The organism is Cytobacillus sp. FSL R7-0696, assembly GCF_038006865.1.
Lineage (GTDB): Bacteria > Bacillota > Bacilli > Bacillales > Cytobacillaceae > Cytobacillus > Cytobacillus kochii.
In genome coordinates, this window is the sequence record NZ_JBBOWA010000001.1 from 1,441,777 (window position 1) to 1,466,718 (window position 24,942).

Genomic DNA, 24,942 nt, shown 5'->3' on the forward strand with positions numbered 1-24,942 from the left:
GAAGTGGAAAGTAACAGGGAGATAAATTCTGTAGCTTTGAAATAAAGTTTGAGCAAAAAGATCTCGCAAATCCTTATTTTACGATAAATAAGAAGAATCCATTTGAAAAAAAGATTAATCAAAAAGGATTCTTCTTTAGCAGATTTAAGTTTGGTTTTTATAAAAAAGTTTGATCATTTTCTACCTGTGTTGCTCAACAATCGCGCCCGTTTGCGGAAGATTTATAATGCTTCAGTTTCATAAATTAATTCTTTTAAGTTGTCTACAGCTTGGTTTATTTTATCTTTATCCGTTGAAAGAAGGGAAACAATTTCATCAATACGTTTTTTATAGTTTATAGGTTTTATTGAAAAATCTTGAATCATGTCTACGGCCTTCTTTTCGTTGATGCAATACACCTTGTTTTTTGAAAAGATAACTTGATTCAAGCAAGAAATACTCCGAAAACAATGCCCCATCACGTATGAAATGTCGTTTTTATTCGCATTGGCTTCCATAAACATCAGGGAAAAAGAAGCTTCAAAGGAAAAGTATTGAATCATCGCTTCTTGAAATTTCTCGGGATAAGGTTCCGTTTTCTTTTTTAATTCACTTAACGTGCCTTCAGGGTAAGATAAAACATTACAAACAGCTAATTCCCCCATGTACATGGCATTCAAATAACCGTGAGGATGTCCTGTTTGATAATGAATGGATACTAGACCTGATAAACAATCGTCAATAACTTTACTGACTCGTTTAATATCACGAAAGATAAGATCTACATGATAACCCTGTATAACTAACCAGCCACCTCCATCTATCCAATCACCCCATTCACCTAAAGAAGTAATTAAATGCTCTTTTTTATCGTCATTAAGATTAAACGCTGCTTTTTCTATATCATTGGTATTAAACCCTTTTGATTCATCATAGTAAATTCCAATATCTATATCAGAATCTGGACTATGAGTTCCTCTTGCCCTAGACCCACCTAATACAACTCCTACTACACCTGGCAGTCCATCTAGTTCCTCTTTTATGTCTTGAATTATATTATCGACAGTTGCCATTATATTTCACTCCAATTTTATTCAATAATCTAGCCCTAATATGGCACACGCTTGTTCCGGAATTGCGCCCGATTGAGGAAGATCATTGCTGATTTTTAAATTTACAGAAAACCCTTCGGCAGTTGAATAATAATATTACGTGGTAGACCAAAACTGCAATTTAAAAAGGTAAGCATATGCTCACCTTTTTTTCAATGAGAAGTAGATTTTATTTTACTTATTACTTATATCAAAGAAGGTGTTCTTAATGAGTTTTTAAAATGAAAATTATTTGAACTTATTAAGAATGCCTTTCTAACTATAAAAAGTAAAATATGAAACAAGCGAATAAGGATATTCAAAGTACATCCCTCCACATTGAGTTTAGTGTTTTAACAACACTACAGTTAATTTTCACGAACCTACCTAAGATTATTAATAATACTTTTAAAACATTATTAAATCCTTTTATAACGGGTTAATACAATTCTTATAAATAAGCCAATGCTTATTCCTGGAATCAAAAACAGCATAGGTAAAAAAACAGGTCCGAGTAGTACCCCAAATATTTTTAAAGTTGAGGAATAGATTAATCCTACAGTTACGAAATAAGCACTAAAGACAAACGGGAGAAATGAATAAGATTTTGTTCCTCCTCCTTCATCTTTAAGGGCATCACATATTGCAAAAAAATATAAACACGGATAAAACATTAACCATTGATAATCAGTTTCTTGAATCGCTGTTGAAATGTCCCCTTGAAAACTAGAGATAATCGCTACATTAAAATTCGCTTGTATATTGATTAGAAATTCTAAGACTAATAACACGATACCCTTTACATATTTACCGTTTAATAATTGACCTAAGCTTGAAGAGCAATGCTCCAAAGCAATTTCCATTTCATTCTTATTACTCCTACATTTCAAATTGTTATTAGAATGAAGGCTAATTATTCCAGAGTATCTTTTTTCTTTGTTAATTGGTCCTTATCTTTTGTGGTAGGTGGCTGCTCCATCCATGCATTTTTAATCATTAGGTCGGCTCCATCTTTAGTATATTGAGCGATTTCAAGTGATAAGCGTTCATAATTTAGAATAAGGTCACTTCTTTGACTTGCAGCTGCTGCGGTTGCATAATTTCCCGTTCCTGCTGCGCTCATAAAACTCATGTGAAACATTGTTAACTTATCCGAAAATGGAGGTGTAGTTGAATCAGTAATAGCAATATCTGACGAAACAGGAGGCTGAATATCGTTATCAAGAAGTGATTTTGTAAATAAATCGACATGTTTTTTTGAAATATCTCTCCCTCTTAGCATCCATTGTTGAATTTCTTTTCTTGATGATGTTTGAGCAAAACTAATGGCTAACTTTGCTCCCATAATATTGGTTTGAATATTCATAAACAAATGGGATATTTCAACCGCATTTAGTGGCCTTTTGTTAGAAAATGGATTTAGCCCACTTAAATATTTTTTAGTGTCTATATAGTCTGTTTTACTTGGATAGGCAATATATGGCGCTCTAACAAATAATCCTTTTGAAAGAGCAATTTTTGAACTGCGCTCATACAATTCTGATGTTTCATTAAGACCTTCTCTATAATAGGCCCTTATATCATCTCTAGCACTCATAGAAACAAATCCACTGTAACCGAGCATTCCAATCTTAGCCATATGGTTGATATAGGTTAGCATAAAAGGGTCTGTATAGAGACGAGGTGCGTTCATATTCACATCATCATCATAAGTAAATCCTTTCGGCGTTGGAATCTGTTCCTCTTGAAATATGGTTGTTAGCTTTTCTATATGAGTAGATGAAAGGTCATAAGAAAATTGGACAATAGACCTAATTTCTTCATCTTCAACATGTTCTAAAAAATAACCTAAAACACATTTGGACATACTATCTTGAGTATAGCTAGTCCAAATTGAAGCAATTTCAGAAGCAGTTAGTTTAGTGTGATGTTCAGTCATATTGCATTACCTCCAAAGAATATTTTTATGGCATAGATTTATTCTTTGTAAGTAACCGTATATTATGACAAAGCTAAGGAGCATTATCCTTGGCTTTTTTATTCAGTTAACCTACATATATTAGTTTAAGAACAAACTTCACAACCTCTTCTCACTATGATTATAAATCCATTTTTCTTTAGGCTACTCCACAATATGGCCCGATTGTTGAATATCGTCATGTTATTTTTTACCATAAAATCCCTCTTCGGACAATGCATATTCAAAGGGGTAAATCTTCGCATCTTTTTTATAAATATCGCAACTTTGTTTTAAACATCGCATCTTTTTTACAAACGTCGCGATTTTATTTTAAATCCACACCTAGTCCTCCTTATTATTCTTGATTTTGTTCGTCAACGCTCGGATAGGGTCCCTCATATTGTCCGAAATTATATATTTTTTTATAAATGCCTTCTTTGTTTGAGAAGTCCATTTCTAGCAAAGATGATGCTTTAACCATCCAATAAATAGACGGCTGACTATAATTTTCACCTGGTAATCGTTCGTTGAATAATCGAATTTGATAAGTAAATTGTCTTTCAAGTCCTTTATCTCTCAATTGTTCTTCCGTTAAAATCAAATTACTTTCTTTCAGATAATGAATAAAGTCTATCATTTCCATTCTCATATCTACATTATTATCAATGACTAAATCAAAGTTAAATTGATTGTTGAAAAAAACCACTTCTTCTTTTCCATCTATTTCATAATTAAACCCACGCTTTTCATTATCTGGTTCAAAAATATGCTTCATTAAATCTATTTTTGTTTTCGTATCCTCATAATAATAACGGTCTTTTCCGTATATCGTTTCTACCGCTTCCAGTATCGTTTCCGCTTTCGGCATCGCTTCGATATCATGCCAGTGATACGCTGTTATCACTCTACCGTCTTCGGTTTCCCCTTCAATTGATTTTGTATCAGGTTTGATTTCTTTACTTTCGGTATTTTCAGGTTGGGACACTTCGGTGACGACTTCTTCACCCGCTTCTACTTTCTTTTTTTTTCCTTCCTCATCTCCGCACCCCGTTAACAAAAATAAAGCAACTGTAATAAATATAGCTTTTTTCACTTTTCTAATCCCCTTATCCTTTTAATCTACCTATCTGTTTTTAATTTCATTATAGCTTAAAGGTCTAATTAAAAAGGATAATTTCTTGACAAATAAATATACAGCACCCATACATTTTAGTAGACATAACTGCTTATTATCGGCAATTGCAAAAAGCCAGAATCCTTGTGGGAACTGGCTTTTCGTTTGCGCTTTTGTTGGCCATGAAATATACATTCAAAAATTCATTGATAAAGCACGATTTGTTCTTTTTAAAGAATGAATGGAAACATGCATAATTCCTCGCCAACTTCCCTTATTGCCGACCTTTTTCTTAAGAAAAAAACCACCTTAAGGTGGCGGTCATTAACGAAAGGATTGCTGTTTATTTTGCTTTTTTTGTTTTCTTCGGTTTCAATGGAATACCATGTTTTTTACTATTCTCACGTATTTTTTTCGCTAACTCTTCTGCTTCTTTTTTGGTCAATTCCATTCGGCTTTTCCTCCCTAAATCTCTTTTACTAAAAGTTTGGTCAACAATGAATCTTTTTAAACATACCTCCTCTCTATCTCTCATATACATGAAATAAATCTAGAACACTATGACACTGTTCTAAAGCAAACCAAGCGAAAAGAGGGGATTGTTTTGTTGAAAGAAGGGGAGAAAAAGAAAAGACAAACACGTTCAGATAAAAAAAGAGATATCAAACCGACGATTTCCATTGACTTAAAAAATTGTATTTATCAATTGTCTTATATCACCAATCAACCAGTAAAAGATATTGTAGAAATACTTTGTGAGAAAGGTTTGCAGTCGAGAAAAGTCATGGAATACTTGTCTCAATATTTCAGAAGAGATTACCAGTTTTTCAAAACTAGGTTCTTTGGACAACTCGAAAGGGAGTCGCTACAAAGAAAGTATCAATCGCCTAAAAATGAACGGGTCTCGGTTCGATTCACGCAATTGACGTATGAGGACATTCGCAAGCTGTCTGACGCCTTAGACGTCACACCATCCAAAGCAACCGCTTTATTACTAGATGCCAGCGTACGGAATGCGAACTTATTGAATGCCATGGTGAAATTATTCTTGCATGAGCAACTCGATCCCTCACGTATGGATGAATTAAAACGTGTTATGAAGTATGTAAATAAGAATAATCCTTACAACGAAGAAATATCGTGGTTCAATCTATTGTCCTTTATTTTTGACGAGGTAAAAGATACAACCACGAATGTAAAAGTAGCCATTAATAATTGGTTGAACAAAAAAGAGTAAATTACACTACAATTTTTAGTTATTTAACCTACCTTCTTACTATTAACAAAGCAATAATTAATGAAGTATGAATTAATAAGACACTTAAAAGAGCTATTGCATACATAATATCAGTTGATACATTCAAAAAAAACGATATTAAAAAAAATAGGACAGCCGACATGATTAAGACTAAAGAAAAATTCACAAAAACTAACTTCATAAATTCACCACCAATTCAGATTTATGACAATATTATAACCCTTTCAAAACAAATCAAAAATAGGTCTGAGAACCGTATTCTCAGACCTATTTTCTTAATACTTAACAGTTAGAGCATATGAAACTGTATCTACTGTAGAACCAGGGGTAATACCCAAACCTGGAGGATATACTCCCACAGTTGGTGTGCCTGATACACGCTTATGCCCATACTCTACTTTAATATTCATAGTACCATTTTTAGATTTAGGTACATAAACATACTGGCTCATAAAGCCTTTATGTTTTGTATTACTAGTAGAAGCTCTTAAATCAAATGAACCCGCTACTCCTGAACTCGCTGCCCAATCACTAGGTGCTGTTTTTAATGCATAATCAATCCATCTTCCATTACCTTGTTGATCTTGAGAATATCTATGTTGATGCTGTGTCACCTTTCCACTACTAGTTGGTAAATAAAACCCTGCGCTTGAAGGAAAGCCAAAAGTCATTTTGTCTACAAGATTATTCGATGGAGTTTTAAGCCATTTAAAATTACCATAAATAAAAAATTTATCATCATTTGTTCGGTCACTAGTTACCTTGTAAGCAGTTGCATATAAGGTCATTGTTTTAGATGGGATAGTACCCGCAACATCAAAGTCTGCGTCCACTGCTCCTTTATCTTCAATAGTAGCCTCATCCTGAACAAGTTGTTTAGCTACCTCAATCGGCAATTCATTTATTTCTTCTGATGTATGTCCAATTTGTAATAAGTAATTAAATTCTTCTGTAGTTAGTATCTCAGGTTCAACATCTGGAATAACCTCTGGTTCTTCAGCAAGAACAGCATTGCCGATAAATAGGATAGAAAAAAACATGAAAACACTAAACAACTTTTTCAAATAGTACCACTCTCCCTTAAAATAATTAACCACAAAATTACTTTAATGGAATTGGTTTTATTTATCAAAACATTTTTTGTATTTTGAATATAAAAAATAAAAAGAAATTAACTACGCTTCAGATTGGCTCTGAGACGAAATTAATTTCTTTCAAACGGGATAATATCTTTAAATTTAAATGATTTTTGATTTAAAAATAATAAAGCAGCCATTAAGGCTGCTTCGTGGTTATTGATCAATCAATTTAATTACAGTTCCATATCCTGTAACCATAACATTTTTATCTTGATTAAAAAATTTAGTATCATAACGAAGATGGATAATCCCATTTCCTCCTATGTTTTCAGCGTATTCTATCAAATTTAAATTAACTTTATCCAAAGCTTTTATAATCATGTCGTCTTTTTCCTTTGTAAACCTGATGAATCTTTTATCTTCTATAGGAGATGTAGCATAAGTATAGTAAACATTTAATATCTCATATTTTTCTTTAATATCTCCTGTTGGGGTAGCGTCAGAAAAATGCGGTTATCTTAACTTAGATGTGAGAACTATTAGAATATCAATGGTTCTCACATCATTTACATATATTCGATGTAAAGGTTTAAATAAGTTTGATTATTTATGATGTCTTATAAAAATAAATTAACGCCACCGGTAGCTTGAAAAACTACTTTTTCTATTTATTTGTATTTAATTTTTCCCACTCACTTAAATACATCCGTTTTGTTATTTTATTAGGATTTTCGAGTTTACAAATCAATTCCAAACTATTACCATCAGGGTCATTAAAATGAATTTTAGCGTGAGCATAGTTATCATGTGCCATTACAAAAGGTTCTACTGGCTCAAAGCCAAAAGCCTCCCTTGGTTCACATCCTTTACTTTTGAGCCAACTAACCGAATTTTTTAATCCTTCTAACGATACTTGAAATGCTATGTGTCTTATTGAAGGATGATATTCAAGTTCTACCTTATCGGTTTCCCATAAGCCCAACCAGCTTTTATTTTTTTCAATCCATAAAAATGCCAAACTATCCTCTACGCTGTGGTCAAACTCTAAACCAAGTTCTTTATAAAATTCGATAGACCTTTTCAAATTACTTACTGGTAAATGTGCTTCGTATAATCCTTTAATCATTAATAAAACCCCCTTGTATTAATAATACAACCATATAAATTTATTACTTCAGAGAATAGTTATAAATTCTCTACAACTTTATATGTAGAATAAAGAATGATTATATTTTACTCTACAAACATCCATTAGCACACTAAGGAAAACCGATACAATAGTAAAGTTCTTATTCTTAAAATTTGTCATAGACCATACCACGTAATTTCAATAATTCATCCTTCAGACGTTTGTTTTCTTCTTCAAGTTTTTTTATTCGATTATTTTTAGCTACGATAAGCGAATCTTTATTGGCATCCGTCATATTACGTTTTATGGTTTGCGGTGTATTTAACCCTTCTTGCTGCTTTCGTAATCTTTCTATTCGGTTCCGTATTTCTTGATTGTTATAGAGAAAAGCCTTAGATACACCTGATTCCATGGCAACTTGATTAAAGTTAATTTTAGCCTTCGTTTTGATAAGACTTTGAATAGCCTTGTCTACCTTTTGAGCCGCCTCTTGGCTTTTCATCTGGGCATGTTTTTTTACACCTTCGGTATTTCTAATATGCTTACTTCTCATGAGTGCGTTCCTCTCCAATATATTCGCGACCTTTTTTCCCGGCAAAATGATGAGTTGTACCATTTTTCAAAGTTTCTAGAATAGGCTCTAGTTGATCTAGAGTGGTTTGATTCTTATCTATCCATACTTGTCGCCCTAAAGCCCTGCCTCGCTCAATTACATTTTTAACTTCCGTAATTTCCATTTCAAATTGGGGAATGAATTCGGGTGTAGTACAGAAATTACGACAAGACAGACATGGGTTCGCTTGAGTGGGACATGGCTGCTTAATAGGTTTCATACAATAGCCAAGCTCCATCTTCACAGCGTCTAAATTATGGCGTATATATTCCCATTCAATGATATCTTCATTCTCAATATCCGAAAGTTCAATTTTAACTGGACGTTTACTTTCAATGTCAACCCGAAAAATACCTTGTTTTGTAGCTTCTTCCCAAGAATTACGCATGGTAGTATCGAGAATTTTTGCATAATGCAAGGTCATTTCTGGGGAAGCGTGTGCCATCCATTTTTGAACATGCAATATGTTCATTCCGTTATTAAGAAGCTCTACACCCTTGGTATGCCGAAAGGCATGATTTTTGATAAAAAAGGGCTTTCCTGAATCGTCAACTATTTTTTGTTCTCCAGTAAAGCGCTTCAAACTTCTGCGAATGTCATAATAATTATAGGGTCGTCCTCTTCGGATACCTTCTAGCTGCACAAATCGCCTATCTAAGGCAGGAAAAATGCTTTATAAATACAGAAAAGAAAAAGTGGAGCGAAGCTTTGCAGATTCAAAAGAACTGCATGGGCTTCGCTACTGCCGGTTGAGGGGTAAGGCTAATGTGAGCGAACAAGTGTTACTCACAGCAGCCTGCCAGAACATGAAGAAGATTGCCACACACCTAGCCCGGCTGGGCTAGGTGTGTGAGAACCTTTTTCTCTATGGTTAACGGTAGATTTATATCAAAAGTTTGACCCAAGAAAAAAAGCTTGTAGAGAAAAACATAGGGTTTCTCTACAAGCTGGAGCCGATTAATCGGCTCTTTTTTGTGTTATGACCGTCTAGGAGTCTTTTTGGAATTGAAAATAAATATCTATCGTGCTGCTCTAAAGAAGCTATTATTTACTTTATCTAAAGGTTGACTAACTTTAATAGAACGCAAATCTGTTCTTCCTGCATTTCTATATATGTTAGTTACCTGCTTATAAATTGTTCTTTTGTAATACGCACTATAGCTAGCAAGATAATAAGTACTTGTATAATCTGGTCCCGCAGTATCAACGACAGCAGCAGCAACCACACCGGAGAAAGCCCCAGTAATAGCAGCCGTTGTTGTGTCTTGAGATAAAACCAATCCTCCCAATGCTACGAGCGAGCCGACAGCAGCAGCAATAGAATATTTTACAGAATTATAGACATTGTGTGCAAAGTAATTATTATAAGTCCCACCCCAACGCCCGCCAGAGCCTTGATCGGGGATAACAAAAGGTGTAAACACATTCTCGTTCTTACTAGATTCCACTAAACTATCTGCCTGTTTAACAGCTTCTTCTAAATAACCAGGATCAGCGTTATACTGTTCTGCGCCACCTACAAATTCAACTTCAACACCATCAATTTCCAAGAAAACACTATTATCATCAATAACAACAGTTTTCTCTTGGGTGTCTACTTCAATTGGCTGATCATTCGATACAACATTTTCACTCGCATTAGCCGGAATTGCTAGACTTAAAACCATAACAGTTGAAAGCCCTAAACTTAAAAGTTTCTTCATAATTCCCCTACTATTTTTTATATTCTATATTTTCTGAATATAATTAACATTTTACTAGTAAAATAGGAAAAAAACTACATTTTTATAAATATTTTTTTATTTTGGAAAAATCTCAAAACCAAAATCTAAAATTAAGTATGTAACGAATACTATTCCTAAAAGTGCTAATGACGCTTTATTCTTTTTGAAATAACTATTTAAACCAACGAAAATTAGAGATAATATTAAAAACAATCTGAAGTAATTAAAAGATAAATTTTCACTAAGATCAAATTGATAAATAAGCCCAACCACTACAAAAGCAATAGTGAAAATACCCCCTAGCACTTTTACTATTTTCAAAAAGTGGTTAGAAGTAGGTAATTCGCTTTTTTGTTGCATAATATCTCCTCCTTTATAAATACACGTTTTTAATTATAGCACAAAATATCGATTTCCCAGTTTTTTACTTTTCATCACTATAGCTTTAATTATCCCCCTCGAAGTCCACAAAGGTACACGTTTTCAGACAGGGGTAGCGTCAGGAAAATGCGGATTTACAACGCTAAGCACATTTCCAAGACGATTCCCCCATTTTTAACAACGTTAAGACAGTTTTAGTGGTCTTAGAGAATCTAACGCAACCATTTTTTCAGAATTAAAACGGTACTCTCCTAGTAAATTGATATGCTCCCAGCCTAAAGGAGACATATGATGTAACAAGTCTTCATTAAAATTACCTAACCCCTTTTGGTATTCAACTGCTTTTGTCAGATGTAGAGTATTCCAGACACTAATGGCGTTGATAATTATGTTTAAAGCACTGGCTCTTTGCAATTGATGCTGTATGGTTCGTTCCCTAAGCTCTCCTTGTTTTCCGAAGAAAATAGCTCTTGCCAGTCCATTCATGGCTTCTCCTTTATTCAATCCTTTTTGTATTTTTCTTCTTAATGATTCATCCGAAATATAATTCAAAATGAAGATTGTTTTTTCTATTCGGCCCATCTCACGTAAAGCTCTAACTGTTATATGGTAAATATCTAAATTCATAATTAGGTGATTTTAACTCTATATTGACCAACGAAACATTTGGCGAATCACTTTGGTGTTGACAGGAATAAGAAATATGTGTGAAAATAAAATTGATTGAACGACCAATTTTAAAAACGAACAATCAATATAATTTTAGGTGGAGATTCTATTGGGAGACAAACAATCTTTTATTGCTGAAGCACGAAAAGAACAGATTATTCAAGCTTGCATTGACACACTTGAGGAACTCGGTTATACAAATGTCAGTTTAACTAAAATAGCTAAAAAAGCAAAAGTGAGTACAGGATTAATTTCATATCATTTTTCTGACAAAATGGATTTGATCAGTCAAACTTTACTGTACTTGCTTAACAAAAAATTGGATTTTATTAGCAGAAAGGTGGTTCAAGAAGAAACACCTATTTCGCAATTAGAAGCATATATTGAAGCTAGTTTGGCTTATCAAGTAGCTAACTATAAAAATAATATCGCATTAATTGAAATTGTCTTTAATGCTCAAAATGAAGAAGGGATTCCTTACTATAGGGTAGATAATGAGGAAGAAGAGGATCCATTAAATACATTTATCAAAGAGATTTTAATTGAGGGACAACAGAAACAAGAATTTTCTAATGAATTCGATGCTGAAATGATCTGTGTCCTAATTCAAGGAGCAATTGAAGAAAGTATGCTTAAACATAAGAATTCCTTTAATTTTGAGAAGTATAAGGATGAGTTGATTAAAATAGTAACAAAAATAGTCATGATACATAAATAGAGCCAAGTCTGCAAATTAAAGGCTATACATTTTAAAGTTTAATTGGCTATTAGAACAATTTATTACTTTATCTAAACTTGATTCTATGTCATGAATAATTTCTTGTTGCAAATGTCAAAATACCGTACAAATCTTAGGTTAAATATTAAAATGTTGGAGGTAACAACCTTAATGAAAAATACAACAACAATTGGTATGGGTTTCTTGGAAAAATTGATTACCGTATTATTTCCTATTGTGTTAGGAATGATAGGGTGGTTCCTTCCAAAGTTGCTGGAATTCATAAAAAGAATACCTATCTTTTCCGATCAAAAAGTCATTGAGTTTTTACTTTCATTCAACCTTTTCTGGGTATCTATTATCTTGATGTCCGTAGGTGGAATTATAGGTGTTCTATTATCACTAACGGTCTATAGTGAAGCGTTGAAAATGATCGTAGGAGATCAAGAAATACTGATCAATAAAGATGATAAAGAAAAGAAAATTAGAAAATCTGAGATAAAAAATATCTTTATGGAGGCTAATACAGTCGTCATTACGGGTAATAAAGGCCAAGAACTTTTGAGTGAAAAGACAGACGTTAAGAAGGAAAAAATACGAGATATTTTCCTGAACCATCACTACCCTTGGAGTGAACAGGACCCATATGTAGATCAATTCAATCTTTGGACTCTAGAAGATCATACATTTGGAAAAAACGCCTATGATATCTTATATGATCGTAGAAATGCAATTAGAGAAGGAGATAAGAAAAAGGCAAAAAATTTAAAAATGGACTTAAATGAGTTAGGAATAATTGTGAAAGATCAGGGTGAGGATCAATATGTACGAAAGATTCAAGGCTAAACAAGTATTTATAAAAGACAAAAGAAGATTTAGTGTAAATGTAGGTGGATTATATGGATAAAAATCGTTACTTAGCACCGGACATTGGCCGTGGCTTTATGCTGTTGCTAATCGCTGTAGCTCATGCCCCTCTTTTTCACAAATTGAAAGAGGGAGCTAATGAACCTTCAATCTTAGATCAATTCTTTAAGGCGTTTGTAGTGACCTTTGTCGATGGTAGAGCGTTTGTTATGTTTTCTTTACTATTTGGGTTTGGAATAGCACTAATGGTTAAACGTCAACTAGATAAAGGGTTGTCTGTAAATGAGTCAAAGCGTTTATTGCGTAGACGCTCTCTCTTCATGATCCTATTTGGCTTCATACATCTAGTATTTATCGGTGGAGCAGATATTATTGCTTTTTATGGACTAGCTGGACTATTAATAGAAGGGTTGATTTTTAAATCGGAAAGATTTAAGAAAAAAGCTCTTTTTGTTATTGGTGTACTGTCGTTTCTAACCATTTCAGTTGGATGGTGGTTTCTCTCTTTGTCTCAGGAGTTATCACTTGAAGAAGCAAATGTTAATTACTTAGAGATGGTGATAGAAAATGCTATTGCATTTCCAATTACTGTTCTCGTTCAACTATTATTTTTTCCCTTCCTTTTTGTTATCCTTTTAGGCGTGCTAGTAGAGAGAAAGACATGGATTTCTCACCCAGAACAACATAAATTGAAATTGAGAAGGATCGCTTTAACCGGTATTCTCATTTCAGTAATTGGGGCCAGTCCTTTAGCTGCTACTACTGTTGGTTTATTGAATATGTCTGATGAATTACTTGCAGCATTGCATATTTTGCAAATAGTAACAGGTATAGCTGGTGGCATTGGATATGCCTCCTTAATTGCACTATTTGGCATAGCCGCACCAAAATTAATACCTAAAATAACTAACTGGCTTACTACTGTTGGAAGAAGGTCACTAACCTTTTATTTGTATCAAGAAGCCTTGTTAGTACTTCTATTATCTCCAGTAGCATTTGGATTAGGTAGTAAGCTAGGATATACTGAAATCATCATTACTGCGATAGTAATTTGGATAACTGGTGTGATTATTGCCTCATTCTTAGAAAATAAAAGAGTACCGGGTCCAGCAGATGCGTTATTAAGAAGGTTGGTAAATCGTTTTTAAAGGAAGATTGTTTGTTTATTAATGAATAAAGTAAAATATTGAATTGGAGGAATTGGAACATTATTTGTTACCTCTAGATTAAATTCTTGCCCCATCTTAAAAAAGCGATCAGTAATTATGGCCCTTAAACAACAAATACGAGGGCTATAAGATGCTATGAAAAATGTGGATTTCAAAGAGTGAAAATATTCCATCTCGTGAGCTTCACGAAAGGTGAGTATTAAGACTAATGGTTGATGTATATCGAAATAAAGTTTCTCCTTGAAACGAACAGCTTTTTAATTCCATTAATATAGATCTTCCACAAAAGGGCGCTTTAATGGAGCAATGAAAGCCTAATTTCTTCACTTTAAATTGAGAAATTAGGCTTTTAATATTGAAAATTTCCTTAACGTTGTAAATCCGCATTTTCCCCAATAGGAGCAGTCAACTTAGGAGTGGAAGCTCTGCCTTTTTCATATACTTTGATTTTTGTTAAACACTTTATAAGCGAGTGATGCCCAACCACCCTGCTGAGGCAAAATTCCTGTAATGTCTACACCATAATTATTCTTTTAAGACACTTCCAACCTGATCCATCCCGCCCTCCAACAAAATACGATTTTAAGAAGTATAACACAATTCCGAAATCTTTTTTCATTTGTTCATCTTTACACCAAAAAACGCCCCAACTTTTTAAGTAGAGACGTTAATTTAGAAGTATTCATTTGAACTAAGGTAGGTCACCTTACAATGTCAGCTAGAATTTATTGATTTTGATTGGTAAAACAAATTGAATTGTAGCTTTGAAATAAAGTTTGAGCAAAAATATCTCGTAAATCCTTATTTTACGATAAATAAGAAGAATCCATTTTAAAAAAAGATTGATCAAAAAGGATTCTTCTTTAGCAGATTTAAGTTTGGTTTTTATAAACAAGTTTGATCATTTTCTACCTGTGTTGCTCAACAATCGCGCCCGTTTGTTGAGCAAAGTTTAATACTATTTAATCTTTTTTATCTTGATTAAGTGTTTTAATTACTTCAGTAAGTTTCTCGTTTCTTTCACGGTCTAATTTGGTCTTTTCATTCATGAACTTAATTACTTTAATTACAAAATAAATGGCAAAAACAATAGCAATTAGATAAAAAACAATAGGTAAAAAAGTTAAAAGAGCAAACATACTATCTGATGCAAACAATGTATGACCCACATCCATATTAATCCCTCCTAAACAGTTAGCTAGATATTAAATATCATACAGTATCTTCTTCACAAAATGGCCCTAAAATGAAAAATGAGCGCTTATCCTTGTGCTAGAATAGCGCCCGTTTGCTTAAATGTCCCAAGAGTCATTTTACAGTTTATTCTTTTGTCTTTCCTTTCCAAATAAGTGAAAAAAACTGATTTCAAATATAATAAACGCTACAACAAGACCACCAAGGTATGGGTACGGAGAATCGATTGTTAAGAATAAGACCAAAGCCAAAACAAAAGCTATGATACCAATAACTACTGAGTATTTGACATATTTACTCAAGTCATAGACCTCCTTTCGTATCAGAACATCTGACTAAAAAGTATTCATGTTATACAGGTTATTCCAAACTGCACCCTTTTCAGGAAGACAGTTATTACGAATGACTCTCTTCTTTTTTGCTATAAATTTCATACGCAAAATAACCAAATAAAAAACCTATTCCAGGTCCCCAAGTCATTGCAGATAGTAAGGAAATTGGTGAAAATATACTTAAAAATATAGCAATAGCAAAACCAATCATCATTCCGAATGGTATTAAGCTATCCAATAAATTTTGAGGGTCTTTCGTTTTTTTCTTACCCAGGGTGCCTTTCTCATATTTATGCTTCATTCTCAGAATTACAAATACTGCAATCCCACCCACTATTACAAGAGGCAATATGGCACGCGCAATATCCAATGCTAAACCCATATTATAATCCCCCTTTCTTATGCTTTTAAATTGATTCAATTTTAACCTAGTTCATTCAATTAAATGGCCCGATTGCGGAATGAAAAATTCCTGCATTGATACAGGAATTTTAATCAAACTTTATTATAAATTATCGAAATTTTTCACAAATTACCAGACTTTATTTTAAATCAACATGAATCCATTCATACGCTTTAATTCCTATATACCAATCAGGATTTTTCTTAAATTCATAGTCGCTAATGAGAAAGCTACCTCGTCTCAAGCCCATACTTCCTTCGGTATTTAACTTTGTCATTATCACTACTTTCATTTGAGTTCTCCTTCCTTGTGTAACTTTATGTAAAAAAAGGTATAATTAACTTATCAAATACCAACATTTTTATGATAACTACCTATTTATCTATAAATAATATAAGAGGTGATTCCATTTTGAAAAGTACAGGAATTGTAAGAAAAGTAGACGAGCTAGGAAGAGTTGTAATCCCAATTGAATTAAGAAGAGTAATGGATATTAACATTAAAGACCCACTAGAAATTTTCGTAGATGAAGATCAGATTATTCTTCGTAAATATTCACATGCACGTGCATGTATGATTACAGGGGAAATAAGCGATAGCAACGTTGAACTTGCTGGCGGAAAAATCGTATTAAGTACCGCTGCAATTCATCTACTTCAAGAAGAATTAAAGGATTACATAACTGTAAATGCTTAATCGTACATACTAAAAGGAGGACCTAGTCCTCCTTACAGACCGTAGACAAACCCCACCTTTGTGTAGTGACCCCTAAAAGTTAGACACAGTTATTTCATGAGGCAACTTGTTCAAAATGAGTTCGGTATTGTACCGGACTCATTTTCAATTTTCCCTTTAACCGTTTCCTATTATAGTATTCTATATATTTTTCTAATTCTAGTTTAAAGTGGTTCACACTTTCAAATTCCTTAAAATAAAGCAATTCTGACTTCAGTATCCCAAAGAAGTTTTCCATTACAGAGTTATCGTAACAGTTACCTTTACGTGACATACTCTGTTTAACCCCTTTTGCTTGAAGCAAGTTGCGATATTGGTTCATTTGATAATGCCATCCTTGGTCGGAATGCATGAGTAATTGATGCCTTTCTGGTAAGGATTCTAATGCTTTTTCTAACATGTCCGAAACTAATGAATACGTTGGTCGAGAACCGATGGTATACGTAATAATTTCACCATTAAATAAATCTAATACAGGCGATAGATACAGCTTTTCACCAAATAGCTTGAATTCTGTAATATCTGTTACCCATTTTTCATTCGGTGCGTCCGCACTAAATTGACGGTCTAAATGATTTGGCGCTATTTTACCGACTGTGCCTTTATAAGATTTATACCTTTTCATCCGCACTAGGCATCTTAAACCCAGCTCTTTCATGATTCGTTGAACCTTCTTATGATTTACTTTTTTCCCACGATTCACTAGCTCATCCCGAATACGACGGTAACCGTAACGACCTTCATGTTCTTCATAAATGGCTTGGATTTCTCCTTTTATATCGGTGTCTGGATCAAGTCGATTCATTCGTTTTACTAAATTATAATAGGTGCTGCGTGGAATGCCAGCGAGTTTTACGAGTGACTTCACCGAATACTTATGCCTTAACTCATAGACTACTTGTGCTTTGTCTTGTTTGGTGATTTTTCCTTGTTTTGAACTAAGGCATTCAACTTTTTTAAATACTCATTTTCCATTTCCAGTTGTTTTATTCGATTTTCTAGTGCTTCAAAAGAACGGTCAGTAGAACTTTGTTTATTTGAATCTTTTTTCATGGATAGACGCCCCTGTTCCTGTGACTGAAGGGCATCTATCCCTTGTGTTTCAAACTTTCTTTTCCATACAGCTAGAGTGGAATGCGCTGGGATATTAAAAATAGCTGCCGTTTCACATAGAGAAGTACCATTTTCAGTCATATATTGTAGTACTTCTAGTTTAAACATTTGTGTATAACTTGTACAACGTTTCACCAATGCCTCTGCACCATTGTAGTTGTATTGTCTTACCCATTTAACAATCGATTTGTGATCTATTCCAATAGATTCTCCAATTTCTCTGTAACTTTCTTTTCCGCTTAAATAGCGAGTCACGGCTTGTAGCTTCATTTCCGCAGTAAATTTGGACAAAAAAACTGCACCTCCAATAGTTGTAGATAGTGTCTAACAATTGGGGTGCAGTTCATTGCATTAAAGTGAAGGTGGGGTTTTCTGTTATTTTAAAAGATCTGTCTTCTTTTTCAGCTTGGACATGGTCCTCGCCATGTCCAGTTTGCCAATTTTTTTAGATTCATGGCAGCGAACGTAAGCATCGCCTGCATTGAAACTTTTTTAAGACCTCTTAAGGTCGTCCAACGCATGCCATGCTTTTCTTTTGCGTCCGCAAAAACTCGTTCGATTGTTTCTTTGCGTTTCGCATATAGAGTTTTATTAAGTTCGGTATGTCTCAAATGATCTACTTCATCTATGTAATCCTGCCATACATGTCTATGAATCATTTTGGTGTGATTCTTACTTTGCGTACAACGGTCTAACAGAGGACAGTCTTTACATTCCAAAGGATTTGAAGCGTATTGCTTGTACCCGTCTCTTGTTGTCGTACGGTAAGGTAGAATTTGTCCTTCGGGACATAGATAGGCGTCAAAATATTCATCGTAAACGTATTCGTATTTTCTAAGATATCCGTCTTTCGTTCTCGGACGTGTATAAGGCATAACAGGTCTGATGTCTTGGTCCATTAAGAATTTAGCGATGTGTGGTGTTTTATATCCTGCATCAACAGCGATTGAATGGGGTTTACCGACTTTATCTGTGACTTGAGTGACGAGCTTGTCCAACATCCGACTATCGTGAACATTCCCTCCGGTGACCAGTGAACCTGAGATAAACCCACGGGAATCGCTTGCCGTATGAAACGAATACGCAAATAGTTTTTCGCGTTCATCTTTTACGTAATAACCACTTTCAGGATCTGTCGTGCTAACTTTTATTTCTTTTGACTCTTCTTTATTCTGCGGGGGGAAGGGCTTTTTTCCGTGTTTCTCACGGTCGATATTGATCTCTTCATCTAACTGAGCCTGATACGTTCTGGTTTCCACTCGGGCTATTTTTTTTCAAATTTCTTCTTATTAGCGTTCGCTTTTACATGAGTAGAATCAATAAACGCAACGGATGGATCGACTAAGCCCTTGGTCATCGCTTCTTTTAGAATGCGATAGAAAATTGATTCAAATAGATCTGTATCGTGAAAGCGTCGTGCGTAGTTCTTACCGAAAGTTGAAAAATGAGGAATCTTCTCGGTGAACCCATAGCCAATAAACCATCGATAAGCCACGTTGGTTTCGATTTCCTTTATGGTTTGACGCATGGAGCGTATGCCGAAAAGGTATTGTATGAAGACCATTTTAATAAGAACAACGGGATCAACACTCGGTCGACCATTGTCTAAACAATACTTATCTTTTACCAGGTCATAAATGAATTCAAAGTCAATCGATTGTTCAACCTTCCTGACCAGATGATCATCTGGAACAAGTTGATCCAACGCAACCATTTCAATTTGATTTCTTCCATCTTCAACGTGTTTTGATAACATTTTATATCCCCCACAAAAAATCGATTCCATACTATTATACAAAAAAAGCTTGTAGGCTTAGTGACAGGGTTCCTGCTGTAGACCGCAAAGTAAATTTGAAGAAATAATAAAACGCACCCCTATTTTTTTATTTCTTCAAGTTTTCTTCTGTTAACTTCCCTATATAAGGAACCTTGAGATATTCCTGTTGCCGAGACGATCTCCTTGATAGAATATTCTTTACTATCATACATCCTAAGCGCGACAGTAAGCTTTTCTTTATCCAACTTGGGTCTACCTAATGTTTTCCCACGCCTTTTACTTGCTTCAAGTCCTTCCTTTACTCTCTCAGCAATAAGGTTTCTTTCTAATTCTGCAATGACACACATCATTTGGAACATGGCTTTGCCTGTAGAGGTTCTTGTATCCATATTTTCTTTTAAAGAAATGAATTGCACCCCCATCTCTTCTAACTGTTGAATAATGTTGAGGATATCCAATGTTTTACGTCCTAAACGGGAGATGCTCTCCACTACAACTGTATCGCCTTTCCGGATGACATCAAAAAGTTGGTGAAGTCCTTTTCTATCTTTAACTGTACCAGTGAATTTCTCCTCAACTATTTTTTCACAACCATATTCATTAAGCATACCAATTTGCCGATCTAAATTTTGGTCAATAGTAGATACCCGAGCATAACCAATTATCATTTGTAACCTCCAATAAACTTGTATATTTTTATTTTACTAGAGGGGCACTTATTGTAAAGGTATTTGATAATACTTTTGGTAATTATTTTTGGTAACTGCTAATCTTAATAAAATCAAAGGGTAACAGGGCGATGGGGGGACATTACAAAAACACTGGTTTTTGGTAATCTAGTTGAGTAAAAAGTTTATTAATTTAGTGTTTAAAATTTATGTGTGCTTGAGTGTGATTAAATTTACCTCTCAAACACGTTAATTATTCAAAAAAAGGGCTATTTTCTTGAATAAGAGAAGGAATTATTAGAAAGTGAATTCGAAGCTTAAGATTTCCCTATGTATAATAGGATTTGAAAAGCATTGATCTTAATTATTAATATATTGCTCTTTATGTCTAGCTCTTGGTTTTGTGCCAAGGACATTTTTAATAATGTCTTCACTCATATGTATACCATGCTTATATAACCTATTTTGTTCTTGTTATTTGTTCGTCTTCATTGAAAAAATGTAATAAGACATATTTTAGCCCAAGCCTGGAAAAGAGAATCTTCCCCTGCATACGGAAAAAAAATAATATTTAAACCAGCCAATATACCCAATAACCATGAAAAATTCATATTAAGAGCTATCATCATTTTATTAACTTTGTTTGATCCACCTTACTCCCCACCTTTCTATATTAATAAATTCCCAGTAAATTAATGTAATTCGCGCAAAAATCATTAACATATCATTTCCAAAAACGGCACATATTATTAGTTATAAAAGCCATAATAACAGTATAAAAAACAAACTTTTCTAGGATGGGTTAAACTATGCGTTATTTAAAAATTAAATCCATTATGCAAAAAATGAAGCAAAATACTAAATGGACACAGGAAGAACAATTTAATAATTCAATTTTGTTCTCATCGGATGTTCATAAAAATGAAGAAAAACTAAAACAACTGTTAGATTCAAGTGATGATATCATTTTTCATGATTTCATCATTCCATTACATGACGGTCGCACATTGAAAGCTCTACTAGTTATAGTAGACGGGTTAATTGATGAAGATGCCATTCGCAATAATGTATTAGAGCCACTGACTAAGGAATCTCTAGATAGCACTATGGGAGAAGAATTAAAACAAGTAAAAGAAAGAATTTCTATTTTTAACACAAAGAAGGAAAATAATCTAGAAAAATCTGTATACCAAATACTGAAGGGAAATACGTTACTATTACTGGATGGGTATAGTGAAGGATTACTGCTAAATGCACCAGGGTACGAGGTTCGAGCAATCTCCGAACCTCAATCTGATCGAGCTGTGAGAGGAGCACATGACGGATTTATTGAATCATCACCTACTAATATTGCATTGTTACGGCGAAGAATCCCACATCCTTCTTTACAGTTTGAAACAATTAAAATTGGTGAATATAGTCAAACGGATATTACAATCGGATATGTAAAGGACATTGCGGATCCAAAATTGATTGAACGGATCAAACAAAGATTAGAACAAATTAAAGTGGATGAGATAAATAATTCAGGGGAAATCGAACAATTCATCGAAGACCATCCCTTTTCAATCTTCCCTACGATTGGAAATACAGAACGTCCTGACAAAGCTTCAGCCTTATTAATGGAAGGAAGAATTGTGATCATTGTAAATGGGGATTCGGTCAGTTTGTTTGTTCCATCCCTATTTCTTGAAAATATAAAAAGTATAGAAGATTACAGTTCTCGACCCTATTATAGTTCCTTCATTCGAATGCTGCGTTTCGTGTCATTTGTAATCAGTATTTCTTTACCAGGCATTTATATTGCAGCTATTAATTTTCATAAGGTGATGATTCCATCTGATATGATTGTCCCTATTATTCAAGCGCGAGAGACGGTCCCATTCCCTCTAGCAATGGAAATTGCCATGATGATTTTAATGTTTGAAGTTGTCCGTGAGGCTGGTGTCAGACTTCCTCAACAAATTGGCTCAGCGTTAAGTATTGTTGGTGCTTTGATTCTGGGACAAGTCTCAGTCTCAGCCGGACTTGTTGGTGCACCGACCATTATTGTTGTATCCATATCGTACATTGCTGCATTTGTTATCACCCCAATTGCAGACGTCACCGCACTTCTTAGGATAGGATTATTTATTGCTAGTAGCTTATTCGGGGGATATGGACTAATTGTCGCCATGCTCGGTTTATTAACACATATGATCTCTTTAACATCGTTTGGGATTCCATTTATGGCGCCATTTGCACCTTTTTATTTTCAGGATTGGAAAGATTCACTGATTCGTTTGCCGTTGAGGTGGAAAAAACAGCGACCAAAAAGTATACCGAATCAGCGTAAGACTAGAATTAGATCATTACCTAAAACAGGTGATAAATGATGGTAAGGATACTAACTATCATCCCATTATTATTTTTATTAACCGGCTGTTGGAGTAGTCAAGAACTTGATAAATCAGCACTTGTACATGGGATAGGGTTGGATAAATCTGACGGACAATTACGAATTAGCGTCGAAATCATAAAACCAACTGGACCAAGTGAACAAGGTGGAGGAGAGGGGGGCGGAGGAAATGGCCAAAATATTCTATTAGAAAGAGACGCGGACTCATTGATACAAGGCGCAAGAGAATTCATAAAAGATGCGAAACGTCGGCTTTATTTTGAGCATACTCGTTTATGGGTGATTGGTGAGGAATTAGCAAAAGATAATTTTATTGACTACCTTGATGAAAGCAGACGCGATCAAATGTTTCGTTTGAATAGTTATCTTTTCATTACAGAAGAAAAGCCAATTGATATTTTGGGTACTTCTACACTTTATGAAGATCTTTCTTCGGCAGAAATAGTTTCTGCTTTAGAACAAACACAATATATTGCTGAATTTACATCCGTAAAAATGTATGAATTTTATAAGTTAATTGAGGGCCCTATTCCTAATGCCTATTTGCCGATAATTCGAACAAGAAAAGAAAAGGGTAAAGCAATTACTTCAATAGACGGCACTGCTGTTATTAACACTTATAAAATGGTCGGTAAACTGAATACAGATGAAACTGTTGGGCTGAATGTCCTTTTAAACAAGGTAAAAGGCGGAAGTAAAACTGTATCTCGAGGTAAAACTGTATCTCTGAATGACAAGGAGAAGATCTCTGTAGAGATAAAGAAATTAGAAACGGAAATAAATCCAACATTAGATGGTAATCAGCTTGAAGCATATCTGAAAATCGAGATAGAGGGAACTTTAGCTGATAATACTACGAATAGGAATATAAATGATCAATGGATAAGTAAAGTTGAAGAAGAAGTATCAAATCAGACTGAAAAATCCGTACGTTTAACTTTGAATAAGCTTCAAAAGGTAATAAAGACTGATATATCAGGAATTGGACTGGAAACCTACAGAAAATATCCTAAACAATGGAAAAATGTCCAATCTGAATGGAATGAGATTTTTTCTAATGCAGATATAATGATTGATGTTCATACAAATATTACTCATCAAGGTCTTATTAATAAAAGTGTAGAAAAAAATCACAAAAAGCCTTATAACAACCCTTATAAACGATAGATTCTATGGACAATGAAGAAGGAGATTACTGATATGTTAACGAAATGGGAGACACTTTTTTTATTAATAATGACGCTTCCAATCATGGGACATGTCGTGATTCTTCCGTTAATGCTCGATGTTGCTGGGAGAGATGCTTGGATTTCCATAATTATATCACTTCCGGCAGCATTTACGTTGGCAATCTCCATTTATCGTTTGAGACTTAAATACCCAAAACAAAATATTTCTGATATGCTTCACAATTTATTAGGAAAACCTTTTGGAGTGATGATAAAGATAATTTTCATTATCTACTTTTTATTTTTAACAATTTTCTCGTTTGCTTTGTTAGTTGATTTTATCTACATTGCCTTTTTTCCTGAGACACCACGATTGGCTATACTGGTCTGGTTTTTGTTATTCTTTGTTTATGCAGCTTCAAAAGGTATTAAAAGAATTGCATTAACGGCAGGAATACTAGCAATAATTGCTATGGCGACTGGACATACAGTCACGATTTTGGACAGACCAATGAAAGATTGGAGTGAGCTCCAACCTATATTTGAGTTTGGTTGGAATCCAATATTATGGGGATCTTTGATAATTTTAAGTATATGGGTAGAATTATTACTACTTTTATTTCTACCCATTCAAAACATTCGTGAAAAACGAATGTTTTTACTATGGAGTATTGGAATTTTGTTAAATGCACTTATGATGTTTTCAACAACTATAGGTAGTATTACGATTTTCGGATTAGGTCAGGCTGATAATTCTGTATACCCCGCATTAGAGTCAGTACGAATTATTAGTTTAGGATTCATTGATCGTTTTGATATTTATGGATTACTATTAATGGCTGTAGGGACATACATACGCTGCAGTCTATACTTCCGAATCGCTTATGATATAACTGTATCAAAGGTTTCCTCAAAGTGGATAAGACGATTTGGATTTACGGGGTTTGTTTTACTCGTATTCCTTGGTACGTACTATTTATCAAAAGAACATCTTCGGCTAGATAAAACATTAGATATTTACGCATATATGATTGTCCTGTTTCCTATTCCATTTTTGTTACTAGGTATCTCTTATTTAAAAGGAAAAACAAAGCAGAGTTAGCTCCCAAAAAGGGAAAAGTGATGCTTACCTTATGTCTTAAGTTTTGCAAAAATCATTGCTAGATAAGGGGGTATTTTCAGAGTTATGATTTTAAAAGTATAACTATCAGTTGATAAAAAAGTAAGCAAGGCAAGCACCCTATCATTGTGCAGATACATCAATACTACGGGGACTACATACCGTTTTAATTTCAGCTAGATTGGACAATTCACCTCGATCACGTATATGAATTTTTCTCGCATCAACCTCAAAGTCCTCAAGCTAATATCTTGATGGGATATTAGCTGGCTTTTGTCACCG

24 protein-coding genes and 5 pseudogenes are annotated in these 24,942 nt (G+C 34.1%); 9 read left to right on the top strand and 20 right to left on the bottom strand.

What is annotated here, in order from left to right; genetic code table 11:
* Positions 1–221: 221 nt before the first annotated feature.
* The 4 genes and pseudogenes from MKX29_RS07570 to MKX29_RS07585 form a co-directional block, all read right to left on the bottom strand.
* A complete protein-coding gene (locus MKX29_RS07570; RefSeq protein WP_341104937.1) occupies positions 222–1,052 on the bottom strand; it encodes a nucleotidyltransferase domain-containing protein in 831 nt (276 codons plus the stop codon).
* A gap of 437 nt (positions 1,053–1,489) precedes the next feature.
* Positions 1,490–1,938: pseudogene (locus MKX29_RS07575) on the bottom strand (hypothetical protein).
* A 45-nt stretch (positions 1,939–1,983) separates the two neighbouring features.
* Complete coding sequence (locus tag MKX29_RS07580) at positions 1,984–3,009, bottom strand: DUF3231 family protein (RefSeq protein WP_341099387.1); 1,026 nt, start codon at positions 3,007–3,009, stop codon at positions 1,984–1,986.
* A 376-nt stretch (positions 3,010–3,385) separates the two neighbouring features.
* On the bottom strand, positions 3,386–4,123 hold the full coding sequence (locus MKX29_RS07585; RefSeq protein WP_224938899.1) for a membrane lipoprotein lipid attachment site-containing protein: 738 nt from the start codon (positions 4,121–4,123) through the stop codon (positions 3,386–3,388).
* Positions 4,124–4,751: 628 nt separating this feature from the next.
* Between MKX29_RS07585 and MKX29_RS07590 the strand changes: the two genes are divergently transcribed.
* Positions 4,752–5,381: a hypothetical protein gene (locus MKX29_RS07590; RefSeq protein ID WP_341104939.1), complete on the top strand. Its 630-nt coding sequence runs from the start codon at positions 4,752–4,754 to the stop codon at positions 5,379–5,381.
* Positions 5,382–5,677: 296 nt separating this feature from the next.
* Here MKX29_RS07590 and MKX29_RS07595 read toward each other — a convergent pair whose 3' ends face one another.
* From MKX29_RS07595 to MKX29_RS07615, 5 genes are all read right to left on the bottom strand, one after another.
* Positions 5,678–6,466, bottom strand: a complete 789-nt coding sequence (locus MKX29_RS07595) for a hypothetical protein (RefSeq protein WP_340978788.1) — start codon at positions 6,464–6,466, stop codon at positions 5,678–5,680.
* A gap of 228 nt (positions 6,467–6,694) precedes the next feature.
* Positions 6,695–6,862 (bottom strand): heavy metal-binding domain-containing protein, encoded by a 168-nt coding sequence (locus MKX29_RS07600; RefSeq protein ID WP_340978790.1) that lies wholly within the window; start codon positions 6,860–6,862, stop codon positions 6,695–6,697.
* 283 nt (positions 6,863–7,145) lie between these two features.
* Positions 7,146–7,607 (bottom strand): VOC family protein, encoded by a 462-nt coding sequence (locus MKX29_RS07605; RefSeq protein WP_061792571.1) that lies wholly within the window; start codon positions 7,605–7,607, stop codon positions 7,146–7,148.
* 169 nt (positions 7,608–7,776) lie between these two features.
* Positions 7,777–8,163, bottom strand: coding sequence for a DUF6262 family protein (locus MKX29_RS07610; RefSeq protein ID WP_136381325.1), 387 nt, complete (start codon positions 8,161–8,163; stop codon positions 7,777–7,779).
* On the bottom strand, positions 8,153–8,866 hold the full coding sequence (locus MKX29_RS07615) for a tyrosine-type recombinase/integrase (RefSeq protein WP_340978798.1): 714 nt from the start codon (positions 8,864–8,866) through the stop codon (positions 8,153–8,155). The genes MKX29_RS07610 and MKX29_RS07615 overlap by 11 nt, the downstream gene beginning before the upstream one ends.
* Positions 8,867–8,870: 4 nt before the next feature.
* Between MKX29_RS07615 and MKX29_RS07620 the strand changes: the two are divergent.
* Positions 8,871–9,068: pseudogene (locus tag MKX29_RS07620) on the top strand (transposase); the annotation flags it as partial.
* A gap of 174 nt (positions 9,069–9,242) precedes the next feature.
* Here the strand turns inward: MKX29_RS07620 and MKX29_RS07625 are convergent.
* The 3 genes and pseudogenes from MKX29_RS07625 to MKX29_RS07635 form a co-directional block, all read right to left on the bottom strand.
* Positions 9,243–9,926 carry a hypothetical protein gene (locus tag MKX29_RS07625; protein ID WP_340978799.1) on the bottom strand — a complete coding sequence of 228 codons (684 nt, stop codon included), beginning with the start codon at positions 9,924–9,926 and terminating at the stop codon, positions 9,243–9,245.
* Between the two features lie 96 nt (positions 9,927–10,022).
* On the bottom strand, positions 10,023–10,307 hold the full coding sequence (locus MKX29_RS07630) for a hypothetical protein (protein ID WP_340978801.1): 285 nt from the start codon (positions 10,305–10,307) through the stop codon (positions 10,023–10,025).
* 204 nt (positions 10,308–10,511) lie between these two features.
* Positions 10,512–10,922 (bottom strand): annotated as a pseudogene (locus tag MKX29_RS07635) (Tn3 family transposase); the annotation flags it as partial.
* A gap of 184 nt (positions 10,923–11,106) precedes the next feature.
* On the opposite strand from MKX29_RS07635, the gene MKX29_RS07640 reads away from it, so the two are divergent.
* The 3 genes from MKX29_RS07640 (at position 11,107) to MKX29_RS07650 (ending at position 13,730) form a co-directional block, all read left to right on the top strand.
* Entirely contained in the window at positions 11,107–11,715 is a 609-nt protein-coding gene (locus tag MKX29_RS07640) for a TetR/AcrR family transcriptional regulator (protein WP_340978803.1), read from the top strand.
* A 171-nt stretch (positions 11,716–11,886) separates the two neighbouring features.
* Positions 11,887–12,561: a YqeB family protein gene (locus tag MKX29_RS07645; protein WP_341104942.1), complete on the top strand. Its 675-nt coding sequence runs from the start codon at positions 11,887–11,889 to the stop codon at positions 12,559–12,561.
* 53 nt (positions 12,562–12,614) lie between these two features.
* Positions 12,615–13,730, top strand: a complete 1,116-nt coding sequence (locus MKX29_RS07650) for a DUF418 domain-containing protein (protein WP_340978807.1) — start codon at positions 12,615–12,617, stop codon at positions 13,728–13,730.
* A gap of 983 nt (positions 13,731–14,713) precedes the next feature.
* Here MKX29_RS07650 and MKX29_RS07655 read toward each other — a convergent pair.
* The 4 genes from MKX29_RS07655 to MKX29_RS07670 form a co-directional block, all read right to left on the bottom strand.
* Positions 14,714–14,926 (bottom strand): hypothetical protein, encoded by a 213-nt coding sequence (locus tag MKX29_RS07655; RefSeq protein WP_095371110.1) that lies wholly within the window; start codon positions 14,924–14,926, stop codon positions 14,714–14,716.
* 138 nt (positions 14,927–15,064) lie between these two features.
* Complete coding sequence (locus MKX29_RS07660; RefSeq protein ID WP_066194368.1) at positions 15,065–15,247, bottom strand: hypothetical protein; 183 nt, start codon at positions 15,245–15,247, stop codon at positions 15,065–15,067.
* A 94-nt stretch (positions 15,248–15,341) separates the two neighbouring features.
* Positions 15,342–15,659, bottom strand: a complete 318-nt coding sequence (locus tag MKX29_RS07665; RefSeq protein WP_340978811.1) for a hypothetical protein — start codon at positions 15,657–15,659, stop codon at positions 15,342–15,344.
* A gap of 160 nt (positions 15,660–15,819) precedes the next feature.
* Positions 15,820–15,972, bottom strand: coding sequence for a hypothetical protein (locus tag MKX29_RS07670; RefSeq protein WP_340978813.1), 153 nt, complete (start codon positions 15,970–15,972; stop codon positions 15,820–15,822).
* Between the two features lie 119 nt (positions 15,973–16,091).
* On the opposite strand from MKX29_RS07670, the gene MKX29_RS07675 reads away from it, so the two are divergent.
* A complete protein-coding gene (locus MKX29_RS07675; protein WP_326134924.1) occupies positions 16,092–16,376 on the top strand; it encodes an AbrB/MazE/SpoVT family DNA-binding domain-containing protein in 285 nt (94 codons plus the stop codon).
* A 94-nt stretch (positions 16,377–16,470) separates the two neighbouring features.
* Here MKX29_RS07675 and MKX29_RS07680 read toward each other — a convergent pair.
* From MKX29_RS07680 to MKX29_RS07690, 3 genes and pseudogenes are all read right to left on the bottom strand, one after another.
* Positions 16,471–17,819, bottom strand: a protein-coding gene (locus tag MKX29_RS07680; protein ID WP_224935613.1) for an IS3 family transposase whose coding sequence is annotated in 2 segments (ribosomal slippage) — positions 16,471–17,375 and positions 17,375–17,819 — 1,350 coding nt in all. Because the reading frame shifts where the segments join, the coding sequence is not laid out codon by codon here.
* Between the two features lie 110 nt (positions 17,820–17,929).
* Positions 17,930–19,284: pseudogene (locus tag MKX29_RS07685) on the bottom strand (IS1182 family transposase).
* Positions 19,285–19,403: 119 nt separating this feature from the next.
* A complete protein-coding gene (locus MKX29_RS07690; protein ID WP_341104944.1) occupies positions 19,404–19,973 on the bottom strand; it encodes a recombinase family protein in 570 nt (189 codons plus the stop codon).
* 809 nt (positions 19,974–20,782) lie between these two features.
* On the opposite strand from MKX29_RS07690, the gene MKX29_RS07695 reads away from it, so the two are divergent.
* From MKX29_RS07695 to MKX29_RS07705, 3 genes are read left to right on the top strand one after another with little or no spacing between them, the layout of a single operon-like run.
* Positions 20,783–22,348 (top strand): spore germination protein, encoded by a 1,566-nt coding sequence (locus MKX29_RS07695; RefSeq protein WP_095373807.1) that lies wholly within the window; start codon positions 20,783–20,785, stop codon positions 22,346–22,348.
* The gene (locus MKX29_RS07700; RefSeq protein ID WP_341104058.1) at positions 22,348–23,538 is read left to right on the top strand and encodes a Ger(x)C family spore germination protein; all 1,191 of its coding nucleotides are present in this window, start codon (positions 22,348–22,350) and stop codon (positions 23,536–23,538) included. The genes MKX29_RS07695 and MKX29_RS07700 overlap by 1 nt, the downstream gene beginning before the upstream one ends.
* A 33-nt stretch (positions 23,539–23,571) precedes the next feature.
* On the top strand, positions 23,572–24,642 hold the full coding sequence (locus tag MKX29_RS07705; RefSeq protein WP_281203336.1) for a GerAB/ArcD/ProY family transporter: 1,071 nt from the start codon (positions 23,572–23,574) through the stop codon (positions 24,640–24,642).
* A 144-nt stretch (positions 24,643–24,786) separates the two neighbouring features.
* Here the strand turns inward: MKX29_RS07705 and MKX29_RS24475 are convergent.
* Positions 24,787–24,903 (bottom strand): annotated as a pseudogene (locus tag MKX29_RS24475) (tyrosine-type recombinase/integrase); the annotation flags it as partial.
* Positions 24,904–24,942 lie beyond the last annotated feature (39 nt).

Bases quoted from the DNA above. Each gene is read 5' to 3' on its own strand.
- MKX29_RS07580 (WP_341099387.1), bottom strand. From the start codon at position 3,009: ATGACTGAACATCACACTAAACTAACTGCTTCTGAAATTGCTTCAATT.
- MKX29_RS07645 (WP_341104942.1), top strand. From the start codon at position 11,887: ATGAAAAATACAACAACAATTGGTATGGGTTTCTTGGAAAAATTGATT.
- MKX29_RS07690 (WP_341104944.1), bottom strand. From the start codon at position 19,973: ATGATAATTGGTTATGCTCGGGTATCTACTATTGACCAAAATTTAGAT.
- MKX29_RS07600 (WP_340978790.1), bottom strand. From the start codon at position 6,862: ATGATTATAAAAGCTTTGGATAAAGTTAATTTAAATTTGATAGAATAC.
- MKX29_RS07700 (WP_341104058.1), top strand. From the start codon at position 22,348: ATGGTAAGGATACTAACTATCATCCCATTATTATTTTTATTAACCGGC.
- MKX29_RS07655 (WP_095371110.1), bottom strand. From the start codon at position 14,926: ATGGATGTGGGTCATACATTGTTTGCATCAGATAGTATGTTTGCTCTT.
- MKX29_RS07630 (WP_340978801.1), bottom strand. From the start codon at position 10,307: ATGCAACAAAAAAGCGAATTACCTACTTCTAACCACTTTTTGAAAATA.
- MKX29_RS07670 (WP_340978813.1), bottom strand. From the start codon at position 15,972: ATGAAAGTAGTGATAATGACAAAGTTAAATACCGAAGGAAGTATGGGC.
- MKX29_RS07610 (WP_136381325.1), bottom strand. From the start codon at position 8,163: ATGAGAAGTAAGCATATTAGAAATACCGAAGGTGTAAAAAAACATGCC.
- MKX29_RS07625 (WP_340978799.1), bottom strand. From the start codon at position 9,926: ATGAAGAAACTTTTAAGTTTAGGGCTTTCAACTGTTATGGTTTTAAGT.
- MKX29_RS07705 (WP_281203336.1), top strand. From the start codon at position 23,572: ATGTTAACGAAATGGGAGACACTTTTTTTATTAATAATGACGCTTCCA.
- MKX29_RS07665 (WP_340978811.1), bottom strand. From the start codon at position 15,659: ATGGGTTTAGCATTGGATATTGCGCGTGCCATATTGCCTCTTGTAATA.
- MKX29_RS07650 (WP_340978807.1), top strand. From the start codon at position 12,615: ATGGATAAAAATCGTTACTTAGCACCGGACATTGGCCGTGGCTTTATG.
- MKX29_RS07695 (WP_095373807.1), top strand. From the start codon at position 20,783: ATGCGTTATTTAAAAATTAAATCCATTATGCAAAAAATGAAGCAAAAT.
- MKX29_RS07570 (WP_341104937.1), bottom strand. From the start codon at position 1,052: ATGGCAACTGTCGATAATATAATTCAAGACATAAAAGAGGAACTAGAT.
- MKX29_RS07605 (WP_061792571.1), bottom strand. From the start codon at position 7,607: ATGATTAAAGGATTATACGAAGCACATTTACCAGTAAGTAATTTGAAA.